Origin of the sequence: Empedobacter sp. GD03797 (assembly GCF_029842105.1) — a bacterium.
Taxonomy (GTDB): domain Bacteria; phylum Bacteroidota; class Bacteroidia; order Flavobacteriales; family Weeksellaceae; genus Empedobacter; species Empedobacter falsenii_C.
The window spans coordinates 1-20,945 of sequence record NZ_JAOCFS010000028.1 but is presented as its reverse complement, the minus strand read 5'-3'; the positions used below and the strand labels follow the sequence as shown (position 1 = coordinate 20,945).

Here is a 20,945-nt window from a genome sequence, read left to right as displayed (position 1 = left end):
AATTAAATGAAGAATGATTTACGGATACATCAGAGTAAGTACAGACAAACAAACAGTAGAAAATCAACGATTCGAGATCAATCAGTTCTGCGATAATCAAGAATTATTCGTAACCAAATGGATAGAAGAAACAATATCAGGAGCCAAGCAAGTAGAAGATCGTAAATTAGGTAAATTATTAAAAAAAATGAAACCTGGCGACATTTTAGTATGTTCCGAATTATCTCGTTTAGGACGTAACTTGCTAATGATAATGGGGGTACTAAACGAATGTATGAATAGAGACATACAAGTATGGACTATTAAAGATAATTACAGATTAGGTAGCGACATTAATTCAAAAGTATTAGCTTTTGCTTTTGGTCTTTCTGCTGAAATAGAACGTAATTTAATTTCTCAACGTACCAAAGAAGCTTTAGCACGTAAAAAAGCAGAAGGAGTGATACTTGGACGCCCTAAAGGCAGAAAGTCGTCTAAAACGAAATTAACAGGGCAAGAAAAACAAATTAAAGAGTTATTAGAAAAGAATGTTTCATACAGTGCCATCGGTCGCATATTAGGAGTACATAGATTAACAGTAACATCTTTTATAAAAAACAACCCAGAAGTATTAGCATATAAATCAGATTTTTAGAAAAACCATTTAAATTATCCAACTATATTTTTAGTTATAATGTAAAAAAAACCTCGCTAGAGTTTTTAAGCGAGGTTTATATTTTATTTTTTTAATTCGCAAAGGTAAGCCTATATATGCTTAATATGCGTATATTTCGTCTAAATCATTTATAAAGTAATCAATACCTCTAATTTCCTCAATAGGATAATCATATAAATTAAAACCTGATATAGGTAATGGATAAATTATTGAATTTTCATTAAGAATACCTGATTGAATCTTTGATCTCAATTCCATTAATAATCTTCCTAAAGCATTTTTTCCTTCAAGAACATTTTTATTATCTGTTGGAATAGCCCCCCAAATATTATCTGTTTTAGAAAATTCAACAATAATCTTATCATTTGTTGATAACAATATGTTAGAAAATTTATTAAAGTTCTGTATTAGTTTTATTTCTAAACACCACCTCATAACTTTAAATTTTATTTTTTCCCAATCTTGACGTACATATTGATTGTATTTACGACTAATTTTTTTTGCATCCATTGGGTTTTGTGTTTTAATTATCTCCTCTTGAATGTTAGGAAATAAAGAAAATTTACAAGCTTGATATAATATTTCAGAACTTTGAATATTAATTTCATTGATAAACAAGGTAAAACCAGGAGACATATTAGATAGTCCACCAAATTTACCATCTGTTTTGGCAAATGTAATTATATCATTATAATCATATTTTCTGAAGTTCGTGTCCATGTTGCTAAATTAATGAATAATTATTAGTTATCCTCTATTTGCAACTGAAAATAATGGTTTCCAGTTGTGACCTGAAACTTCCCACCAATATACTAATGGTGAGTTGTTTGGAATGTTTCTCCACGTAAAAAAATGTGTACCTAATCCAAATATTTTATAATTTGGATTAATTAAACCTAGAGGTCTTATATTTGGCTTCACATCTCCTTGTATCATGTTTATAATGTCAATTCCTTTTTCTATTAATATATTTTCAAAATTAATTCTATTTTCAGGAGTTGTAAAAAATACTTCTTTAACTGGAGTGTTAATTTTTCGATAAGCATAATCTTCATACTTAGTAGCATCAAGATTTTCTAAATACCCATTAATTTTACTATTAGCTAATTTGATTGGTCGAGCAACATTTAAAGATTGATTATTAAACTTGGCGTGATTTTGAACTTCATAATTCCAAAACCAATTAATCTTTTTTGAAATTTTTTCTGAAAGTGTCGGTGTTTTTGAAATTCTAAATTTCTGAAATTCAAATCCCCAAATATGCATACAAAAGACACTAATAGATAAATTTATTTCATTATTTTCTAGTTTTTGCGCGAATGATATTTCTTTATCATCTTTTGTGATTAAAAATTCTACGCAATGCTTGCCAATGGTACTTCCAGAAGCTAAAACATCATCAAAATATATATAATTTTTTTTAGGGTAATCAATATATTTTTTATAGGATTCTTGATAGTTCTCCATTAGAACTTCTTCAAGTAAATTTAAAATTGCTGGTTGACTTTTATGTGGTAATTGACAATCTATGAACTGAGTTTCTATTAGAAAAGTAGTTATATTAGTGTATGAATATAATTTTAAATAAGATTCTAAATGACTCAATATATTTTGTTTAGCCTTATCTCTTGATATATATGTTTCAGGCAAAATTTTATTTAATTCTGTTAATACAAGCAAAGCATCACCTCCAAATTGATTTGCCCATTCTATAATATAATCAGGTGTTATATAAATACCATCGTGATTTCTGTAATCTTTAATAATTTCATATATATTATTAGCTAGTTCATTCATTATTTACCTTTCATAATTAATGCTATATATTCTCTCTTTTCTCTAAAATTAAAGATACTAAAGTTTTAGAGAACACATCTACATTTTGTACAATACTTCTTAAACGTACAACAACCATTTAACAATAAATTACGGTTTCACGTAAAACAAAAAACCTCTCTAAAATTTCTTTTAAAGAGGTCATTATTTATACTATTTTTTGTTTTTGTCCCTAAAATTGGAGTTGTGCAACAGTTACCGATGTTAGCCGTAGTGCTTTCTAGCTTATATGAATCTCATTTTTTTCAATATCATTCCATACATTTTGATCTCCAATAACAACACATTGATTTTTAATTTCCGATAATTTTTCACTAAAATCTAATATTTCAAATTTATCATGATGAGTTTTCCAAACATCATAATACTTCTGCTTAATAGTAAAAGTAATAAACTGTAATGGAGTTAAAATAATTGAAGATGGTATTCTGAAATTCTCATTTAAACCTATGTGAATATGTGAATGAGAATGTAATAGTGGTTTATAACCTTTTTTATCAAAATCATAACGAATGTATATTAAATTTGAATTAATTTCTTGTTCAGTTAAAAATTGTTCAAATTCATTTTCATCTACTAATTCATCTACGTCTTGTTCTGTAAAATGCAGAATTTCATCATCTTCAAAGCTAAATTTTAAGTAATCATATTTTGTGTATTTAAAATTTGGATTTTCAATATATGAATATCTTAAATAGTTATCTAATCTACAAAATTGAAAAAATGAATCATCATACAGAATAATTTCATAATCAAGATTGTCTCTAATAGCATTATAAATTTCAATGTGTTTATTTCTTCTTGAGATTTTTTTAAACTCACTAGAATAATCTCCAATATTTTTTGGTCCTTTTCCCTTAAATAGTTTTAACTCTTCTAACAATTTAATAGATTTTGTTAGAGAAATATTAAAAACAGAATCATTTATCATTTTTTTTGATTTTGATTTTCAATAGTTTTTAAAATTTCTTCTAAAGAAAGTCCTGTCTCTTTAGATAATTTTTCTAATGTTCTTGATAGAATATTTAACTCAGACTGCATTTTATCTAAACCTCTATAAATTGTTCTTGTTTCCGTTTCGCTTGGTTGTGTGAAAATTAATTTATACTTATTTTCTTTTAAAGAGTTAAGTTCATTTTTGCATAACTCTGCGGTTTGATGACCAGTCAACTTTACCCAACCTTTACTTCTAGTAATTGCAGTAAAAAGCTGATTGCGATTAATAATATAATCTTTATTAGCAAATGCAGAATCAACACCAACTACATACACCATTCCAACTTCATTTCCTTTAGCCTTATTGATTGTTGAAAGTGTTACACAACCTTTTATGTTGAATTTAGTATTATTATTTGGAGCATTTAATAAATTAAAAACTTTAACACCACCTGCTTGTAATTTCTTCTCAATTGATGTAAAGTAAGCTTTAATATTTCGTTGGTCTAATGATATAACGCATACATCATCTGGATTTAAGTTTTCTACTGTAATGTCATTTAAGATTTGACCACAGACAAAATCTGTTTCCTGTTTTAAATCATCAAATACGTTAATTGTTATTGATTCTTCATTAAAATATTCATTTGTTTCAATTGGACTGCTTTCTTCAGGTCTTTCAATAACCATTTTGTCACCAGTGTTAGAATTTCCTTCCACAACTTTAAAACCTAAGTCTTCCCAATGTTTGTTATTCTCTAATCTTTGTAAAACTCTATCATTATATATTCCTAAACCTAATGAAAATGCACTTGTTAGAACATATCTAGGATTTCTATAGCACTTGTATAAAATTATATCCTGTAGTACGTTATTACTATTTTGAAAATCTACATTATAATTTCCTTTATCATTTATCCCAAATGTTTCTTTTTCATCTTGGATTTCTATATCAAATATATTTTGGAAATCATCATATGCCCAAACTAATCTTTTGTTTTTTGTTATCTTATAACAAACTTGATAGAAATACTTATTAAAATCTTGTCCTTCATCAATGAGAGTTAAATCATATTTTTCTTTTAAAATATTCTTATTCAGCTCTTCAAATATATATTCAAAAGGATTTTTTGGTCTCATGCTTTTTGCAATTCCAAAAGAAATTGCTGGTATTTGATTGTCAAAACAAGTATCTGAATAAACTCCTCTCAAGCTATTTCCACCCCAACCATGCAAAATATTAATTTTGTCCCAGTTTGGTTCCTGATTATCTGAAAAATCACGATAAAATTTCTCAATTAAATATTGAACTTGACCATATAATGCCTTTGTAAAATATGTGTATAAAATTTCGGCTTCAGGATTCTGTAAATGGAATAAAGCAGCTTTCATTGCTAAAATTACTGTTTTCCCAGAACCAGCCAACCCTCTAATTCTTTGAGGTGAGTCAATAATGTTTAATGCAGCTCTTTTTTGTTCAATATCGAATGTTGCTTCTCTGTTTTGTATTAAAGATAGAATTTTACCTTTTGTTAATTTTTCAACATTCTGTGAAATAATTCTATCACTCTTCTTTTTAAGATTTAATGTGCCTTCGATTGTAGCACTTAATAAATCGAATTCTAAGTCTGTTAATGTTTCTGTTTTATTATTTTTTATTGCTTCTTCAACATCTTCTAGTGAAAGAATATCTTCAATTTCACTCTTAGAATTATTAATAAATATATATGGGGTAACTTTGATTTTTAAAGTTCTTCTGTCAAGTCTAAATTCTTCTCTTTTATTTATTTTAGCGAAAATATGACTATCTAATTCGTTGATTTTCTTTCTTTCTATTTCTGAATAATCTTCAACTTCATTTAAGCATCTAAAAAATATTACTCCATATTCTTTGGAGATAAGTAAAACGTGAGCTTTAACTAAATCTTCTGTTGTTTCACCTCTATAGAATGGAAAATTATAGTATAGAATACTATTTTCTAAACCTAAGGATTTAATTTTTTCAACTAAGAGATTAGCTACTATATCTTGTTTAAGTTTAAGTTCGTCTGCAATTATATTCATCTATACATAATATTGGTTAAGCATTACGGCTAACGTTTTGGGTATTGCCGAAGGCGGGGAAATCGAAGCCTAAAGTTTCGATTTTGCACCGAGGCGAGCCAAAACGAATTTATATGAAGTAAATTTAAAAATAAAAAACGAATATAATTCGTTTTTGGCGACGATAGAAGTACAAACCTTGAATTAGCACTTTAGCCCCGCTTTTGGCAATACCTTGTTAGCGGCTGCCCTTACTTTTGTTGCAATTTTTACTGTCTGTGAAATATACATTGTTCTAATTCTTTGTAAACTTCCATTTCTTCTGTCACATACTGTGATAAATTCAATTTGAATATTTCTGGATTTATACTTGTTGTAATTCCGCAATAATTCTTAATTCGTCCGGTTGCGTCTTTCAAATTTTGGTCAGTAATATTAGTTACAAAATTATCGTATTCAACTTCATTGAATGTCAATCCATTTTTGGTACAATAAGCTGATAAAACTTCTTTGTCATAAAGGTAATTCTCAATTTCCCAACGTTTCATAATTCTGAAATGCTGTGGATTATTTTGTAGGTATTGTTGCCTATCGCTTTCATTGTTTAGTTTCCCAGAAGAAACATCACGGTCTTTTAAAACGAGGATTTCAATTTCAGAAAATACCTTTGTAAGAATTGCCAATGCAATTTCACTTCTTTGATCAAGTTCAGTATTTCCACCACTTGAAATAAATAATGTGTCGTGATACTTTTCTCCGTAAATATTATTGAAAACCTTCGCATCAAATCCCTTTTCCAGTCCATTCGCACCAGGTCTGTCTTTGCCTTCACAATAAACGATACGTTTTGGACTTACTAATCCTGTTAAATCGTCTAAAGCAGTTTCAAAAATTTCCTTCCATTTAGCCAACGATTTTTTAATTGGAATAAGAACTTGAGGTGTCGAAGCCCAATTTATTCCTTTTTGGAATTGAATAATTTGGCACTCATCTTTTAAATCGTCTTGAAGAGCTCTTAAAAAACCAATACTATGAGTTGTTATCCAAATTTGACAGTCTGAGCCAACTAATTTATTTATTTCAAGAAATAACTTTTTTTGTATCGAAGTATTAATGTGTAGTTCAGGTTCATCAATTAAGAAAACTGTATCGTTATATTCATCTTGTCTTAAATATAAGTCAAGCAAAATATCTACAACTTCCTTTTCGCCAGAAGATAAAACGTTAAATTCAAATTCTTTAGGATGGTCTTGTTTCTTAAAGTATAAAGTACCTTGATTTGCCTCGATATCGCCAATACTGGTTATTTCTAAGTCGAGACAATTTTTTAGGGAATTATTTAAATCTCCAATTATTTTGGTTTTGGCTTCACTCGGTTTACAGTCAGTTTCATTTAGGTATTTATTATACTTTATATAAAGTCTTCTGTAATTTTCAATCATTTTGTCGTCCAAATCTGAAGCGGTTGAAGCTCCATAATTATTCAGTCTAATTTCTGATGTTGCTTGTGATTGGGTAACTTTTAAATGATTGTTGTATCGATAAGGGCTTCGAAAAGAAAATATAGTGTTTTCTTTTCTTATTTTTTCCTTTTCTCTTCTGATTTCTTGATAATTGCTATTTATAAAATCAACTACGATATTTTGATAACTGTAGTTTGGTATTTGTGTCATTGAATGGTAGTTATGGTCTTTGGTGTCATTACTACCTATCCTTCCGTGAACGTTGTTTAAATATAATAACCCATCTAAAACGCTACTTTTTCCACAACCATTTGGTCCAACAAGAGCAATAATTCTTTTTGGTTCTGAACCAAGATCAATTGTCAAATCATGAAATCTTTTGTACCCGTTCTTTAATTGTATTTTTCTAATTCTCATTTTCAGTTTTTTGGTTACGGTGTGTATGTTAGGGTTGCCGCTAACGGTTGCCGGATTTGCGACAGTAAAAAATATAGCAACGAAGTTGTGTATATTTTTTATTTAGCAAATTCGATGATGTACGCAGTTCGGAGCGATAGCGATGAAATGTGTACATTATCGGATGTAATCCGTCAACCGATGTGACGCGATTCGTAGCATAGCGGAGAATTGCGTCACATCATTGTTTTTTATGAAATAAAATATTGTTTATACACCAATATTTATTATTTCGTAAAACTAAATTCAAAAATACAACAACCATTTAACAATAAATTACGGTTTCACGTAAAAACAAAAAACCTCACTAAAAACACTTAGAGAGGTTATATAAATTATTGTTATTATTATACCATAATTTTATTCTCCGGGCAACACGAAAGCTTAGTTATTAGCGGCAGTTTTTTTCTCGGCTTCTTTTCTAAATTTAGCTCTATTGTTAGTTATGATAATATTTGTCAATTGACTTTCCCAATTAATTTTATCTACAAATAAATCAAAACTTGCAAATTGTTCTAATTCAGTTATCAAAGAATCAATCCATTTGTGATATTGCCAACCACTCCCAAATAATAATGTCAATGGCTTTATAAATGTTTTTATTTCAATATCAATTTTTCTAATATTAACAGATTTTTTATCATCTCTACCCAAGTAATTAAATTCAAACCCTCTTGGAAGTGAAGTAGAAAAGCCATCATTTTTTATATTAATTTCAACTTTAACTCTATTGTTTTCTAGTTTAAGTTTTCCGTCTTCCGTTCTGGTGACTATTGTTTTTGTAGGTAGCGTTAAATCAAATCTTGAATATTGTGAACCATCAGAGCCATAAATAGAAATTATTTCTCCTTCTTGTTTTTTTATATTAAACTTTGAAAATATGTCCCTATCCTCAAAAGGAGTTGAAAGTAAGTTTGTAATTCTATTTTCCAATAAAATTTTTGGCAAATCATTTCTAGTGTATTCTTTGATGTATTTATCACTTGAACTATATGAGTTAAAGTAACCAGATAAGTGAGTAGAAATTTTTTCTAAAATAACATGCTCAATACATTCATTTAAAATTTTATCTGAATTTGTAACCTCTTTTATCTCATTTGGATCGTATTCATGTGCAGTTATCATTATGTATGATACTTTTTCTTTTGGATTATTAGTTTTTTTGTCTTTTTCTTCCTTTTTCGAGGTTTCTTCCTTTTTTTCTTTTGGAAGTACACTTAACCAATGATTTTTAATTGCATTATTCTCTAAAAAAACTGAATCAAAAACTTTATTTATGTCTTCAGAAAAAGAATACCTATCAATTTTGATTGAGTCTAAAGTTTTTTCGTCAAAAACTAATAGTGATTGTATTTTTAATATATTTTCACATTTAGCTATAATTGTATAGCCAAAATAAAAAATAACCATAATTGTTGGAATAAAACCAGCTAAGAAAAGATTGAAAGACTTTTCAACAAATAATGATGTAAAATAGTTTGCTAATAATGCAGTGCCAATTGCAAGTATAATTGCTGCAAAAACTAATTTTATAAAGTCAGTTCTTTTTGATAACAAATCTGTTATTACTCTTTTATCTTCTTTATCCATGATGTTGTTTAAAATTGCCACTAACATATTATTTCACGAAGTAAAATATAGTTAAGTTTCGTAAAAATAACTACTATAGCTTTAGTTTCGTATAAATAACAAATATACAAACAAATCTAATTTATAACCATTATTGCGTAAATAAGTAAAGGGCTTATATAGAAGCCCTTTACTTATATTAATTTATGTAAAATAAAAAACTCAGGTGAATTTTTAACCTAAAAACCAACACTTGAGTAATAAATGAACGTCATGCCTATGACTTATATTCATTTCAAATTTAGGATATTCATATTAAACAAGGAGTTTTTAAATACTTAATATCTTGTATATTTTTTAAACACCCTATATTTTTATTTCTTTAGATTTCTTCTGTTTTGAAATCAAATAAATCTTTAGGAGATTTGTTTAATCCTTTAGCTAATTCTACAATTGTTGTAATTTGAATGTTTCTTTCTCCTTTTTCAATTTTACTAATCTCACTAAAATCGACATCACATCTTTGAGCTAGTTGTCTATAGCTTAAACCTTTTTCAGTTCTGATTTTTTCGAGATTTTTTCCAAAATATATTAAATAACTTCTTTTGTTATCCTCAATTGTCATGATAATAGTTTAAGAGCAATTTCAATATTATTTGAAATAAAATTGTAGGTAAAGTTTTCTACATTAGATTTTTTTTACTATCTTTGGTTAAAGAATTACAAGAATATGTAATTTTGCAATACTTATATAGAAAATATTAAGCTATTGCTTATAGTCTCGCCGTTGAAAACTGGTAATTTTTGGAACGAGATGGTAAGTAGATAAGCTCACGTCTTATGCCGTGAGCTCACTTATCTGTTCCTCGGTATACCAGTACCTCAGCGGCAGATAATGATGAGTTTCACGGTTTTTTGTTTTTGGTCATTTCTTCCATTACAAGTAGCACTGAACTTCAGACAATAAATAAACTTGGTTTTATTCCTCTACAAATCAAGTGAAATACAACTCTCTATAAATATGTGTTTCTAAAAACGAAATGCACAGACGTTTATTCGATTCTTATAGAATTGAAAAGTGATAGAAAGGATTTTACATTCATTTTTTCCTTGATGAAAAAACGAATCAAAAAAATCAAGTCCGTGCTTACAAGTCGGTCAATAATGGCTATTCGCTAAATGCTTTAAATCATTCGCATGTAAAATGCGAACAGGAAATCATTTTTAACGCTCTTTACGCCGAATTGACACTCGACTTTTCAGCAATGACCGTTTCTAAATTCGTTGTTAAAAAAGGATTTGAATATTAAAAAGGGTGAAAAAACCGGTATTAAAACTCTCACGTTAAGAAAATGTTTGAGTGCAGCGTTAAAAAGATTTTAGCCCATAGGGTTTGTGAAATCTTTAGTGAAGTGAAAACATTTTTAGTAGAGAGGTTTACAGCCAAGAGTTTTTTGATTACTTTTTTGCTCATAAAAAAGTGATAGAAAGATTCTGCACTTCGAGTATATTAGTGATTGTATGTAATTGAAATAGAACGTAATAAGAATAAAAACGTAAAACGTTAAGCGTATAACGTAAAACTTAATAAAAAACCCCTTTCCCAAAAACAAAGTTGGCGCGATGTACAGGAAAAGGAGTGGCTTTTAAAACTAATGTTGAATTAAAAAACTATTGTGAAATTATGAAAGAGTAAACAGATTCACACTCTATCCCCCGAAGACACCCTAAGAAGAAAGTAAATGATCTTCATAAAGTGATTAGTGTTAATTTTTAGTTTTCATTTATTAATGTAATTTTTAAAACTTGTCTATCGGGGGATTTATAAAGGATGCGGTTCTGAAACGAGCCCAGAATGACAAAATCCGTTTTTTAAAATGACAACGAATTTGAGTATTGAAAAAGAATGAAGAAAACGTCATATGATTTGGAGGCGAGTGTCAAAAAGTTGAAGTTAATGGTTAAAATGTTTTACTGTTTGCGTAGCAAATGATTTAAAACATTGAATGGCTGAAACTTATTTTGACCGTCGAAAATCAAAGACAAGAGTTTTTTGATTACTTTTTTGCTCTCAAAAAAGTGATAGAAAGATTCTGCACTTCGAGTGCCTCAGTGACCGTATTAAAGTGAATTTGAATATAATAAAAATAAAAATGTAAAACGTTAAGCGTAAAACTTATAACGTAAAAACAAAAACCTCCTTTCCCAAAAACAAAGTTGGCGCGATGTACAGGAAAAGGAGTGGCTTTTAAAACTAATGTTGAATTAAAAAACTATGTAAAATTATGAAAAAATTTTACTTTAAACTCAGTAGGCAGTCATTTGCTGTGTTATTGGGATTGTTTTGTGCAACACCATTGTTGGCACAAACAGGAAAAACCGTGACTGGAACGGTAAAAGAACTTCAAGTCCCGCTAGTGGGCGTAATGGTAAAAGAGGAGGGGACTGATAATTCCACTTTTACCGATGATAATGGAAACTACTCGTTGATCTTACAACATGATGATGCTAAACTAATTTTTGAGCAATTGGATTTTCCTATTCGAGAAGAAGAGGTATTGAATAGAAGTGTGATCAATGTAAGTTTCACAAAAGAAGTGGAGGAGGAGATTCAGCTGAAAGATGTGGTGGTGAATGCAGGATACTACTCCGTAAAAGACAAAGAACGAACAGGATCTATTGCACGTGTTACAGCAAAGGAAATTGAGAATCAACCTGTGAATAATGTACTTTCTGCCATACAAGGACGTATGGCTGGAGTTAGTATCGTACAAAACTCTGGAAATGCAGGTGGTGGGTTTGATATCCAAATTAGGGGACGAAATAGTTTGCGACGAGAAGGTAACGAACCACTTTATATTGTAGATGGTGTACTTTTTGGAAGTGGAAATACAACAAGTGTAGGGCTGTCGTCTGGTATTCTACCTTATGGGGAATCTAATCCTCTTAATTTTCTGAATCCAAAAGAAATAGAAAGTATAGAAATCTTAAAAGATGCCGATGCTACTGCTATTTATGGCTCGCGTGGTGCCAATGGAGTGGTACTGATATCAACTAAAAAAGGAAAAAAAGGAAAATTAAATATTGCATATAATTCAGATTACACAGTGGGTAAAGTAATGAATCGATTAAGATTAATGAATACGTCTGATTATTTAGCAATGAGAAGGACAGCATTTGAAAATGATGGAATTAAAACTTATCCAGCCAATGCCTATGATATAAATGGAAGTTGGGATGTTAATTCGTCAACCAATTGGTTTAACGAATTAGTAGGGTATATTTCTTCTAAAAACAATAACCAATTAAGTATAAATGCAGCCTCAGATCAATTTCAATTTTTAATGAGTATGGGACATTTTGAAGCAACAACTGTTTATCCAGAACCATTTCGATTAAAAAAGACAACTGCTTTAATTAGTTTGAATTATACTGCACCAAATCAACGATTTTCTATTGGATACAAAGGTAATTTAAGTCGATCTGTCAATAAATTACCTTCTACCGATTTGTTTTCAAGTGTTATAAGCTTAGCCCCGAATGCTCCAAATTTATACAATGAACAAGGTGAACTGAATTGGCAAAACAATACGTTTGTAAATCCATTAGCTTCACTCAGAAGCTATTATACTAGTAATGGTGATATGATGAATCATGCTATTTTGAATTCAATTCAATTAATTAAAGGATTAAGTTTAGTGAATAATATAGGGATTTATTATAGTCAATCAATAGAAAATCGGGTAAGTCCATCTACGATATACAACCCAAATTATAATTATGGGAGTGAACGATCTAACGTATTACGATACGATCAGAAAGTTATGTCGTATAATATAGAACCACGATTAGAGTACAATAAAAGTATAAATCAACACCACTTTACAAATCTTGTTGGATTAACATTTCAACACAGACAAACAAATGGATTAGGAATTTCGGCTTCTAATTTTCTGAGTAACTCATTGCTAAACGATTTATCTTCTGCAAGTGTAAAAACAATTAGTGCTCAACCTATCATAGATTATACCTATCAATCTGTTTACGGTAGATTTGGATATAACTACCAATCCAAATACTTTATAAACTTAACTGGTCGTCGAGATGGATCAAGTCGTTTTGGACAAAATTTTAAATATGGGAATTTTGGTGCAATTGGAGCAGCTTGGATTTTTTCTAAAGAAAACTTTCTCAACGAATCATCTTGGTTAAGCTTCGGGAAAATAAGAGGTAGTTATGGGATTACAGGTAATGATTTGATTGGCGATTATCAATACTTTGATACCTATGTTACAAAGGCAAGAACGTATGATCAGGTTACAGGTTTAGAGCCAAATAGTTTGTACAATCCTAATTTTAGTTGGGAAAAAAATAACAAATTAGAATTCGCTCTTGACTTATCTTTTTTTAGAGATAGAATAGGATTTTCATTTGCATGGTATAGAAATGTATCTGGAAATCAATTGGTCGGAATCCCTTTACCAGGAACAACAGGTTTTTCATCCATTCAATCTAATTTACCTGCAAAAGTAGAGAACAAAGGAATTGAAATTGAACTTTCAGCAAAACCATTGCAAAAAGCTATTCAATGGAAAACAGCCTTGAATCTATCATTTCCACAAAATAAATTAGTGTCATTTCCCGATTTAGAAGGTTCTACTTATGCCAATACCTATGTTATTGGTCAACCCATTACAGTTAAAAAGTTATACGAATGGACAGGCATAGACCCAATAACTGGATTACATACATTCAAAGATTTTAATCAAGACGGAAAAATAAATACTGAAGATAAGCAAGTTATTAAAAATGTGGGTGTAAAATGGTTTGGAGGATGGTCAAATCAAGTGCAGTATAAAAACGTTGGGCTTGATGTACTGTTTCAATTCGTGAAACAAAATAGTATCAATTATATCGCTCAGAGTTTCATTCCAGGAAGTTTAACCAATCAACCGATAGAGTTTCTAGATGCTTATTCACCAAATAATCCATCAGCCAAGTATCAAAGATACAGTACTGGAAGCCAAACGCTCGCTTCGCAAGCCTATAATAATTTTAAACAAAGTGATCAATCGGTAAGTGATGGTTCTTATATCCGTTTAAAGAATATTTCCATTTCCTATCAATTTAAAATTGCAAACACTTCTTCTCTAAAATTGTTTCTCAACGGACAAAATTTATGGACGCTAACCAATTATTTTGGTGCTGATCCCGAATTTGTTTTATCAGGGTATTTGCCACCTCTGAAAGAATATACACTTGGATTACAATTAAACTTTTAACATTATGAAATCAATTTTTATACACTTAAAACAAGGATTAATCGCTTTAATTCTTTTGACAAGTTGCGAAAACTTCTTAGATCTTGATACACCAAATACGCAACTTGTAAGTGCAGAAGTATTTGAAGATAAAAAAACGACAGATGCTGCGTTATTAAATATCTATGCAAGCTTAAGAGATAGCGGATTATTAACTGGTAATAATTCTGGTATGACGTATTTATTGGGGTTATACACAGATGAACTTGATTTATATTCCATCAATTTGCTAGGACAGAAAGAGTTTTATGAACACACGCTATCCACTCGAAATGAATTGGTATTGACTACCTGGAACACAAGTTATAATCAAATATACCGATTAAATGCACTGATAGAAGGGGTAGAAAAAAGTACATTATTAGAAAATCAATACAAACAAACAGTATTAGCAGAAGCCTATACAATGCGTGGAATGTTGCACATGTATTTGACTCAATTGTTTGGCGAAATCCCATACATCACAACGACAGATTATTTGCAAAATAAAATAGTTCATAAAACACCCGAAAAGGAAATCTATGAAAGAATAGAACAAGATTATTTAACAGCAGAAGAGTTGTTTTTGAAAGGAACGAAAAACACATCTAAAACACGGTTAAATCTTACATCGTTAAAAACTTTAAAAGCTAAATATTACATACAAACCAAACAATGGGAAAAAGCCAAACAGCATGCAAATGATGTTATTCAAACGGCTGGTGTTACATTAGAACAAGATCTTAGCAAAGAATTTTTGAAAGAAAGTAAATCTATTCTATGGTGTTTTTCGCCTCATTTAGCAGCTGGAAATTCCTTGGAAGCAGATGTTTTTATGTTAAATGCTCTACCACCAGCTTTTGTAAGTTTAAAACACACTTTCGTCAACTCTTTCGAGAATGGAGACCAAAGAAAAGAAATTTGGATAAAGAAATTAAATAACAATCAGGGTACTTGGTATCAACCATACAAATATAAAGCGCCCAATACTTCGTCAACAGTTAATGTAGAGAATAGTGTGCTACTTCGTTTGGCTGAATTGTATTTGATACGTGCAGAAGCTAATTTTCAGCTTTCCAACTTTAGAGAAGCTGAAAATGATTTAAACCTTATTCGTAAAAGAGCCAATTTACCTATGCTTTCTAATTTATCTCAACATGACTTAGAGCAAGCGATTTTAGATGAATATAAACATGAACTATTTACAGAATATGGACATCGTTTTTTTGATTTGAAACGATGGAATCGATTAAATGAATTACAAAACAGTATTCCAACTTGGAAACCATTTATGGAGAAACTGCCTTTACCAGAAAAGGAGATTTTATTGAATAATAATTTAAAACCCCAAAATGATGGCTATTAGATTTATATTAAACTTTTATATCTGTTTAATTTCAATTTATATTTCTGGTCAACAACAGAAATTAGATTCATTGGAAACTTATTTTAATCAATTTTATACCGTTGAATTTGTAGATGCAAACAATGAAAATATATTATTTACGAAAAATAAAAACCATGAATTGCCTGTCTATTATTTGAAAAATAATAAAAAAACAGATGAAATACGACTTGGAAGAATAATGAACTATCATTGGTTGAGTGAAAAGTATTTTTTATATGATGAAAAAAATGAAGGTCTTGTACTATATAACATCCAAAGTCAAAATAAAAAAACAATTCCGCACTATAAGAAAATGATTGAAACCTCTAATAAGCAATTTTTTGTAGCGAAAAAAGAAGGTAATACGCTTTACATTAATACAATAAATAATGGAGAATTAGGAAACGAAATAAAGTTTATTGATGTAATAGATTATAAATGGGAAAATGATAAATTAGTAATTGAAAAAACGAATCATACCATTGATGTGTATGAATTGAATAAAAATATAAATCTTCTTTTTCAAATAGATGGTGTTAAGTACCAGTCATTAAGATGGAATGAATTCAATCAATATGACTACATTAAACAAGAAGGAGAAGATTTATTTTATGTAAAAAGTAATGGGACAAAGGTCAAATTACTTTATGACTTAAACAAGAGTAAAAATCTTAAGATTATTAATGAAGACAATAATTTACTCATTGTAGAAAATACATTTCAATCTGATTATACTTTAAAAAAATCAGAAGATGTAGAAATTTGGGATACCTCTGATGATCAAATTATTATTCAAAAACCGAAGAGTCAAAAAGAATTGATCTTTGTGAGATTGAATGATGGTCATATTAATCATAAAATAGCTCTATCAGATGTCAATTACGAATTTTTAGGAACGCAATATCTACTTTTATTCGACAAGAATAGATACAGAAGTTATCGCCATTTACGGGATCATGTTGATGTTAAGTTAATGGATCTAGAAACAATGAATCAAAAGCTAATAGTTGAAGATTTTGACGATTACAACAGAAATAAATTAATACTTTCTGATCATAATAAATTTATCTATTTCAAAGAAAATAATTGGTGGATATATGATGTATTAGAAGACAAAAAGAAAAGTTTGACGACTTCAATAAAAGCTGGTTTCTCCGTTGATGATTATTTTAAGAATGAAGCTTTTCAGCCAGCTAAATTTTATGATAATTCACGTGTTTTTTTAACAGCCAAGGAAGGGATATGGGAATATAATCTTCATACAAAAAAGCTGAAGCAATTAATTCAATCTACAAAACAAACGGGAACTTTTACGTTTTTAGTTACTAAAAATCAAGCTAAAAATCAAGTAGATGAAATCATTTATTTACAATCTTTAAACGAAAATAATCAGTATAAAATTTATAAATGTTGTGATCGATTTAATGAAATTTATAACACATCGCAAGATGTTAAGAAAGTTTCGTTAAAAAATAAGAATTTGTATGTAATGGAGCAAGGTTATTTAAAGTCTCCTCATATTGTTCAAATAGATGAGAAGAATAAAGCAACCATTCGGGTTGAGGCAGCTAATTCAATTATTCAAAAACGTCGTTTTCATGAAATAAAATCAACTATAAATGGGAAATCAGTAAAAGCAATATTGTATTATCCATTTGATTATGATTCAACCAAATATTATCCGATGATTGTCCATATCTACCAAAAGCAATCACATTTAGTGAATGATTTTCAAATTCCAGAAATAAGTTCAGCTAATGGTTTCAATACTGATTTTTATACATCACAAGGCTATTTTGTCTTACGACCAGATATCATAGTTGAGATAAATCAACCAGGTGAATCAGCATTACAATGTACATTAGAGCCTATAAATAAAGCATTAAAAATAGCCAATATTGATAAAGATAAAATAGGATTAATAGGCCATTCTTATGGTGGTTTTGAGGTAAATTATATCGTAAATCGTACAAATATGTTTAAAGCAGCTGTTAGTGGCTCAGGTGTTTTTGATATTGTAAATTGGTACTTTTCGATGGGTTGGAATGGATCAAAACCACAATTTTGGAGATACGAGGAACAGTTTTTTAAAATGAATTCAATGTTTTATGATTCAAAAGAAAATTATTTAAAACAATCTCCTTTACTCCAATTAGAAAACCTACATACACCTGTATTAATATGGACTGGAAAAGAAGATTATCAAGTCAATTGGGAACAAAGTGTTAGCATGTATTTAGCAATGAGACTTTTAAAAAAAGAAGGAAAGTTGTTATTGTACCCGAATGAAAAGCATGTGATAATGAATCCATCAAAGGCAAAAGATTTAAATCAGAGGATTATAAATTGGTTCGATTTTTATTTAAAAAACACTGAAATTGATTGGATTAAAAATAAGAGACAGCTGTAGAAGCTGTCTCCTTTTATAGATTATTAGTTTGTTTTTTCAAATAGCTGAACATTACAAGCTGTTCCCGAAATTTCATCCATTCCGTAAAGATGTACACCTGGCTGGTAAGTACATAAATTACCTATAACATTGCTACATTCAAAATCTTCAACCAATGTACATGGCTGTTCTTGATCGATACGATAAATCGGATCTCCAGGATCCCATCCAGCTTTCTTCGCCTGATTTGTAGCGAAAGCAGCACCAGTCCCCATTAATACAATGACAGCTGGTAAAATAATTTGCTTTAAATTTTTCATTTTAATGTAAATTTTGGTTTTGCCTACTTTTTTACAGGTTTTCGGCTTTTCCTGTTTTAAACTGATCGGTTATAGCCGGCTTTAGTTTATAAACAATCAATTCATTTCCAATTAGTGCATAAAAATGAGAATCAGTCACTAAAAAATCAGAAAGTTTGTTTTCTTCGCGATGTTGTACAGTAAAACTTCCGATATAATGCCTGCGATCTGTTCGGTATACATCAATAACATCCACTTGTTTCCACTGTTTTGGGGATTCAAATTTTCCCATTAGCTTAGAGATATTAAACAAGAGATGTCGATGTGCAACCATTTTTTTATTCACTAATAATGGTGGAGCGCTCATTTTATTTTTTCCATCTGATAGATGACTTACTTCGATTTTTGCTTGATAAGTAGTATCAATCGTATTTAGTTTGTGTTTGATGTCTAAATCTTGATCCATTACAATAAATTGATTGCGGTAGTAATAAGTATAAACCAACTCATTTGTATATGAATCAGAAACCAACAATCCATCTGTATCAAAAACACCATCAATTTGTTTTTCGAGTACAGTTGAAATCAATTCTATTTTTGGCTGTTTGTTTAAATTCAGCTTTCCTAAAATCTGCGTATTAGTTGTGCTACTTTGTGTACGAATTGCAAAATTGATAGAATCAATCACAATCAATTGATTAAAAAAAGCATCATTTAAACTGATGGTTTCTGCATGTAAATTGGTTAATTTTCCTTTATAAATAATTGGAACTGTTCCGTCGTACAAATAAAAGCCACCATTTTTGACACGCATCATAATGGATTTAAAAGGTTGATCTTTATAGTCCAAATCAATCTTTTTGGAAATGATTTGATCTGTATTGGTATTAACACTCGTTAAAACAAGCGGAGCAGTATAATTTCCTAAATACAGCATATTATTTTCATATCCTGCAAAATAATAGGAATTAGCGCCTAGATCAATCGCTTTTTCTTCGATAATTGGATGTTGTAAATACCTTCTGGTAAAATTATTTTCTTGTTTGATGATGTGTTCAGACGTAAGAAATAGCATAATAACACTTCCAACTGAAACAATAGAAATAGTAAAGAAGGTAACAAATAGTTTCCGTTTACTTTTTTGAAATATTACTATTCTACTCAAGTAAATAGCAATTACAGCTAATCCAACAAATACGAGATTGAAAATTAAATGCTCTGTCCATCCAAGTTTCTCTAAAATTCCACCACAAGAACATGGCACAAAATCACTGTAATTAATAATCAGGTAGATATAAACTGTAAACGCGAGCATTAAACCATAAGAAGCATACAATCCAATTTGTTGTGTTCGCTTGATACAAAGCATTAATACAATTACAATTTCCACAATGATTACGGCGTAAGAAATAAAGCCTGCATATGCACTTAGTAATGGTGATTGAGCCAATTGAATTTGAAAATTCTCAAAATCGATTAGTTTACTCACTGCTGCGTAAATAAACAAAATAATAAATAGGTAGCAGATGAGCGTTTGTATAAACGGTGCAATTTTTCTCATCTTTAAGTAGTTTTAATTCATAAAAAATAACTTTCTAACATCTAACATCTAACATCTAACATCTAACATCTAATATCAGTCTCCTTTTTCATCATCTTTACGTCTCATGTATGGATCTTTATCCCGAGGAGGATCATTTTTAGAAGATGTGCTATCCTTAATATTATCTTTCAAAGAAGGAGTAATACGTTCTGACCGATTCGGGGTGTCAATTAGAATATTTTCATCTTCTATACAGCTATTGAATACAAAACACCCAAGTAAAATTAAATAAAAAGATTTCATAGTTTCTCATTTTTAAAGTTTGTACCGAAATTAGGTTCAGCGTAAAAAATAGGAGGTATGTCAATGCGTCAAAAACATAAAAAGCCTGTCTAATTTATAAATTCATACATTCCAAATGGTAAATCATTTGTAGTTAAAAAATGAATTTGAATATTGAAAAAGGATGTTGAGACTGGCATTAAAACTCTCACGTTAAGAAAATATTTGAATGTAACGTTAAAAAGGTTTTAGCCCGTAGGGTTTTTAAAATCTTTAGTGGAATGAGATCATTTTTAGTAGAGAGGTTTACAGCCAAGAGTTTTTTGATTACTTTTTTGCTCATAAAAAAGTGATAGAAAGAGATTCTTCGACAGGCTCAGAATGACAAAATCCGAGTTGTCATTCCGAAGTAGTCAGAACGGATGAGGAATCTAATATTTTAAGAATAACAAATAGAATGTGATTCTGAGACGAGCCCAGAATGACAGAAAAGAATTATTACCACATAGATACATAGAACTGAAATAAAAAAAGAAGAGATGTAGAGAGATAAATCTTTTAACATATAAGTAGATTGCTATGTTTCTATTGTGGTTAAAAAGCGAATTTGAATTAGAAAAAGGATTAAAAAAAATGTCATCTGATTTGGAGGCGAGTGTCAAAAAGTTGCAAGTCATGATTAAAATGTTTTACTGTTTGCGTAGCAAATGATCTAAAACATTGAATGACTAAAACTAATTTTGACCGTCGAAAATCAAAGACAAGAGTTTTTTGATTACTTTTTTGC

The 20,945-nt window shown here is 29.6% G+C and carries 14 protein-coding genes; 4 read left to right on the top strand and 10 right to left on the bottom strand.

Translation table 11 applies throughout. From position 1 onward, the window contains the following. Positions 1 to 13 precede the first annotated feature (13 nt). On the top strand, positions 14 to 634 hold the full coding sequence (locus N5D90_RS14295; protein WP_280062962.1) for a master DNA invertase Mpi family serine-type recombinase: 621 nt from the start codon (positions 14 to 16) through the stop codon (positions 632 to 634). A 120-nt stretch (positions 635 to 754) separates the two neighbouring features. On the opposite strand, the gene N5D90_RS14290 is transcribed toward N5D90_RS14295, so the two are convergent. The 7 genes from N5D90_RS14290 to N5D90_RS14260 form a co-directional block, all read right to left on the bottom strand. After that, positions 755 to 1,375, bottom strand: coding sequence for an NADAR family protein (locus tag N5D90_RS14290; RefSeq protein ID WP_260542862.1), 621 nt, complete (start codon positions 1,373 to 1,375; stop codon positions 755 to 757). Positions 1,376 to 1,402: 27 nt separating this feature from the next. Then, the gene (locus tag N5D90_RS14285; RefSeq protein ID WP_280062960.1) at positions 1,403 to 2,452 is read right to left on the bottom strand and encodes a hypothetical protein; all 1,050 of its coding nucleotides are present in this window, start codon (positions 2,450 to 2,452) and stop codon (positions 1,403 to 1,405) included. Between the two features lie 259 nt (positions 2,453 to 2,711). Next, positions 2,712 to 3,422: a DUF2290 domain-containing protein gene (locus tag N5D90_RS14280; protein ID WP_280062959.1), complete on the bottom strand. Its 711-nt coding sequence runs from the start codon at positions 3,420 to 3,422 to the stop codon at positions 2,712 to 2,714. Next, positions 3,419 to 5,491 carry a DEAD/DEAH box helicase gene (locus N5D90_RS14275; protein ID WP_280062957.1) on the bottom strand — a complete coding sequence of 691 codons (2,073 nt, stop codon included), beginning with the start codon at positions 5,489 to 5,491 and terminating at the stop codon, positions 3,419 to 3,421. The genes N5D90_RS14280 and N5D90_RS14275 overlap by 4 nt, the downstream gene beginning before the upstream one ends. A gap of 248 nt (positions 5,492 to 5,739) precedes the next feature. After that, positions 5,740 to 7,350 carry an ATP-binding protein gene (locus tag N5D90_RS14270; protein ID WP_280062956.1) on the bottom strand — a complete coding sequence of 537 codons (1,611 nt, stop codon included), beginning with the start codon at positions 7,348 to 7,350 and terminating at the stop codon, positions 5,740 to 5,742. Between the two features lie 423 nt (positions 7,351 to 7,773). Continuing rightward, positions 7,774 to 8,979 (bottom strand): hypothetical protein, encoded by a 1,206-nt coding sequence (locus N5D90_RS14265; RefSeq protein WP_280062955.1) that lies wholly within the window; start codon positions 8,977 to 8,979, stop codon positions 7,774 to 7,776. Positions 8,980 to 9,340: 361 nt separating this feature from the next. Further along, positions 9,341 to 9,583: a helix-turn-helix domain-containing protein gene (locus N5D90_RS14260; RefSeq protein WP_135836432.1), complete on the bottom strand. Its 243-nt coding sequence runs from the start codon at positions 9,581 to 9,583 to the stop codon at positions 9,341 to 9,343. Between the two features lie 1,660 nt (positions 9,584 to 11,243). Between N5D90_RS14260 and N5D90_RS14255 the strand changes: the two genes are divergently transcribed. The 3 genes from N5D90_RS14255 to N5D90_RS14245 all read left to right on the top strand — a co-directional run bounded on the left by N5D90_RS14255 (position 11,244) and on the right by N5D90_RS14245 (position 18,055). Then, on the top strand, positions 11,244 to 14,240 hold the full coding sequence (locus N5D90_RS14255; protein ID WP_280062954.1) for a SusC/RagA family TonB-linked outer membrane protein: 2,997 nt from the start codon (positions 11,244 to 11,246) through the stop codon (positions 14,238 to 14,240). Between the two features lie 4 nt (positions 14,241 to 14,244). Beyond that, entirely contained in the window at positions 14,245 to 15,624 is a 1,380-nt protein-coding gene (locus N5D90_RS14250; protein WP_280062952.1) for a RagB/SusD family nutrient uptake outer membrane protein, read from the top strand. Positions 15,625 to 15,694: 70 nt separating this feature from the next. Next, positions 15,695 to 18,055 (top strand): S9 family peptidase, encoded by a 2,361-nt coding sequence (locus N5D90_RS14245; protein WP_280062951.1) that lies wholly within the window; start codon positions 15,695 to 15,697, stop codon positions 18,053 to 18,055. A 23-nt stretch (positions 18,056 to 18,078) separates the two neighbouring features. Here N5D90_RS14245 and N5D90_RS14240 read toward each other — a convergent pair whose 3' ends face one another. From N5D90_RS14240 to N5D90_RS14230, 3 genes are all read right to left on the bottom strand, one after another. Further along, a complete protein-coding gene (locus tag N5D90_RS14240) occupies positions 18,079 to 18,354 on the bottom strand; it encodes a DUF6520 family protein (protein WP_280062949.1) in 276 nt (91 codons plus the stop codon). Between the two features lie 31 nt (positions 18,355 to 18,385). Beyond that, the gene (locus N5D90_RS14235; RefSeq protein WP_280062948.1) at positions 18,386 to 19,894 is read right to left on the bottom strand and encodes a MauE/DoxX family redox-associated membrane protein; all 1,509 of its coding nucleotides are present in this window, start codon (positions 19,892 to 19,894) and stop codon (positions 18,386 to 18,388) included. A 75-nt stretch (positions 19,895 to 19,969) separates the two neighbouring features. Continuing rightward, on the bottom strand, positions 19,970 to 20,179 hold the full coding sequence (locus N5D90_RS14230; RefSeq protein ID WP_280062947.1) for a hypothetical protein: 210 nt from the start codon (positions 20,177 to 20,179) through the stop codon (positions 19,970 to 19,972). Between the last annotated feature and the right edge of the window lie 766 nt (positions 20,180 to 20,945).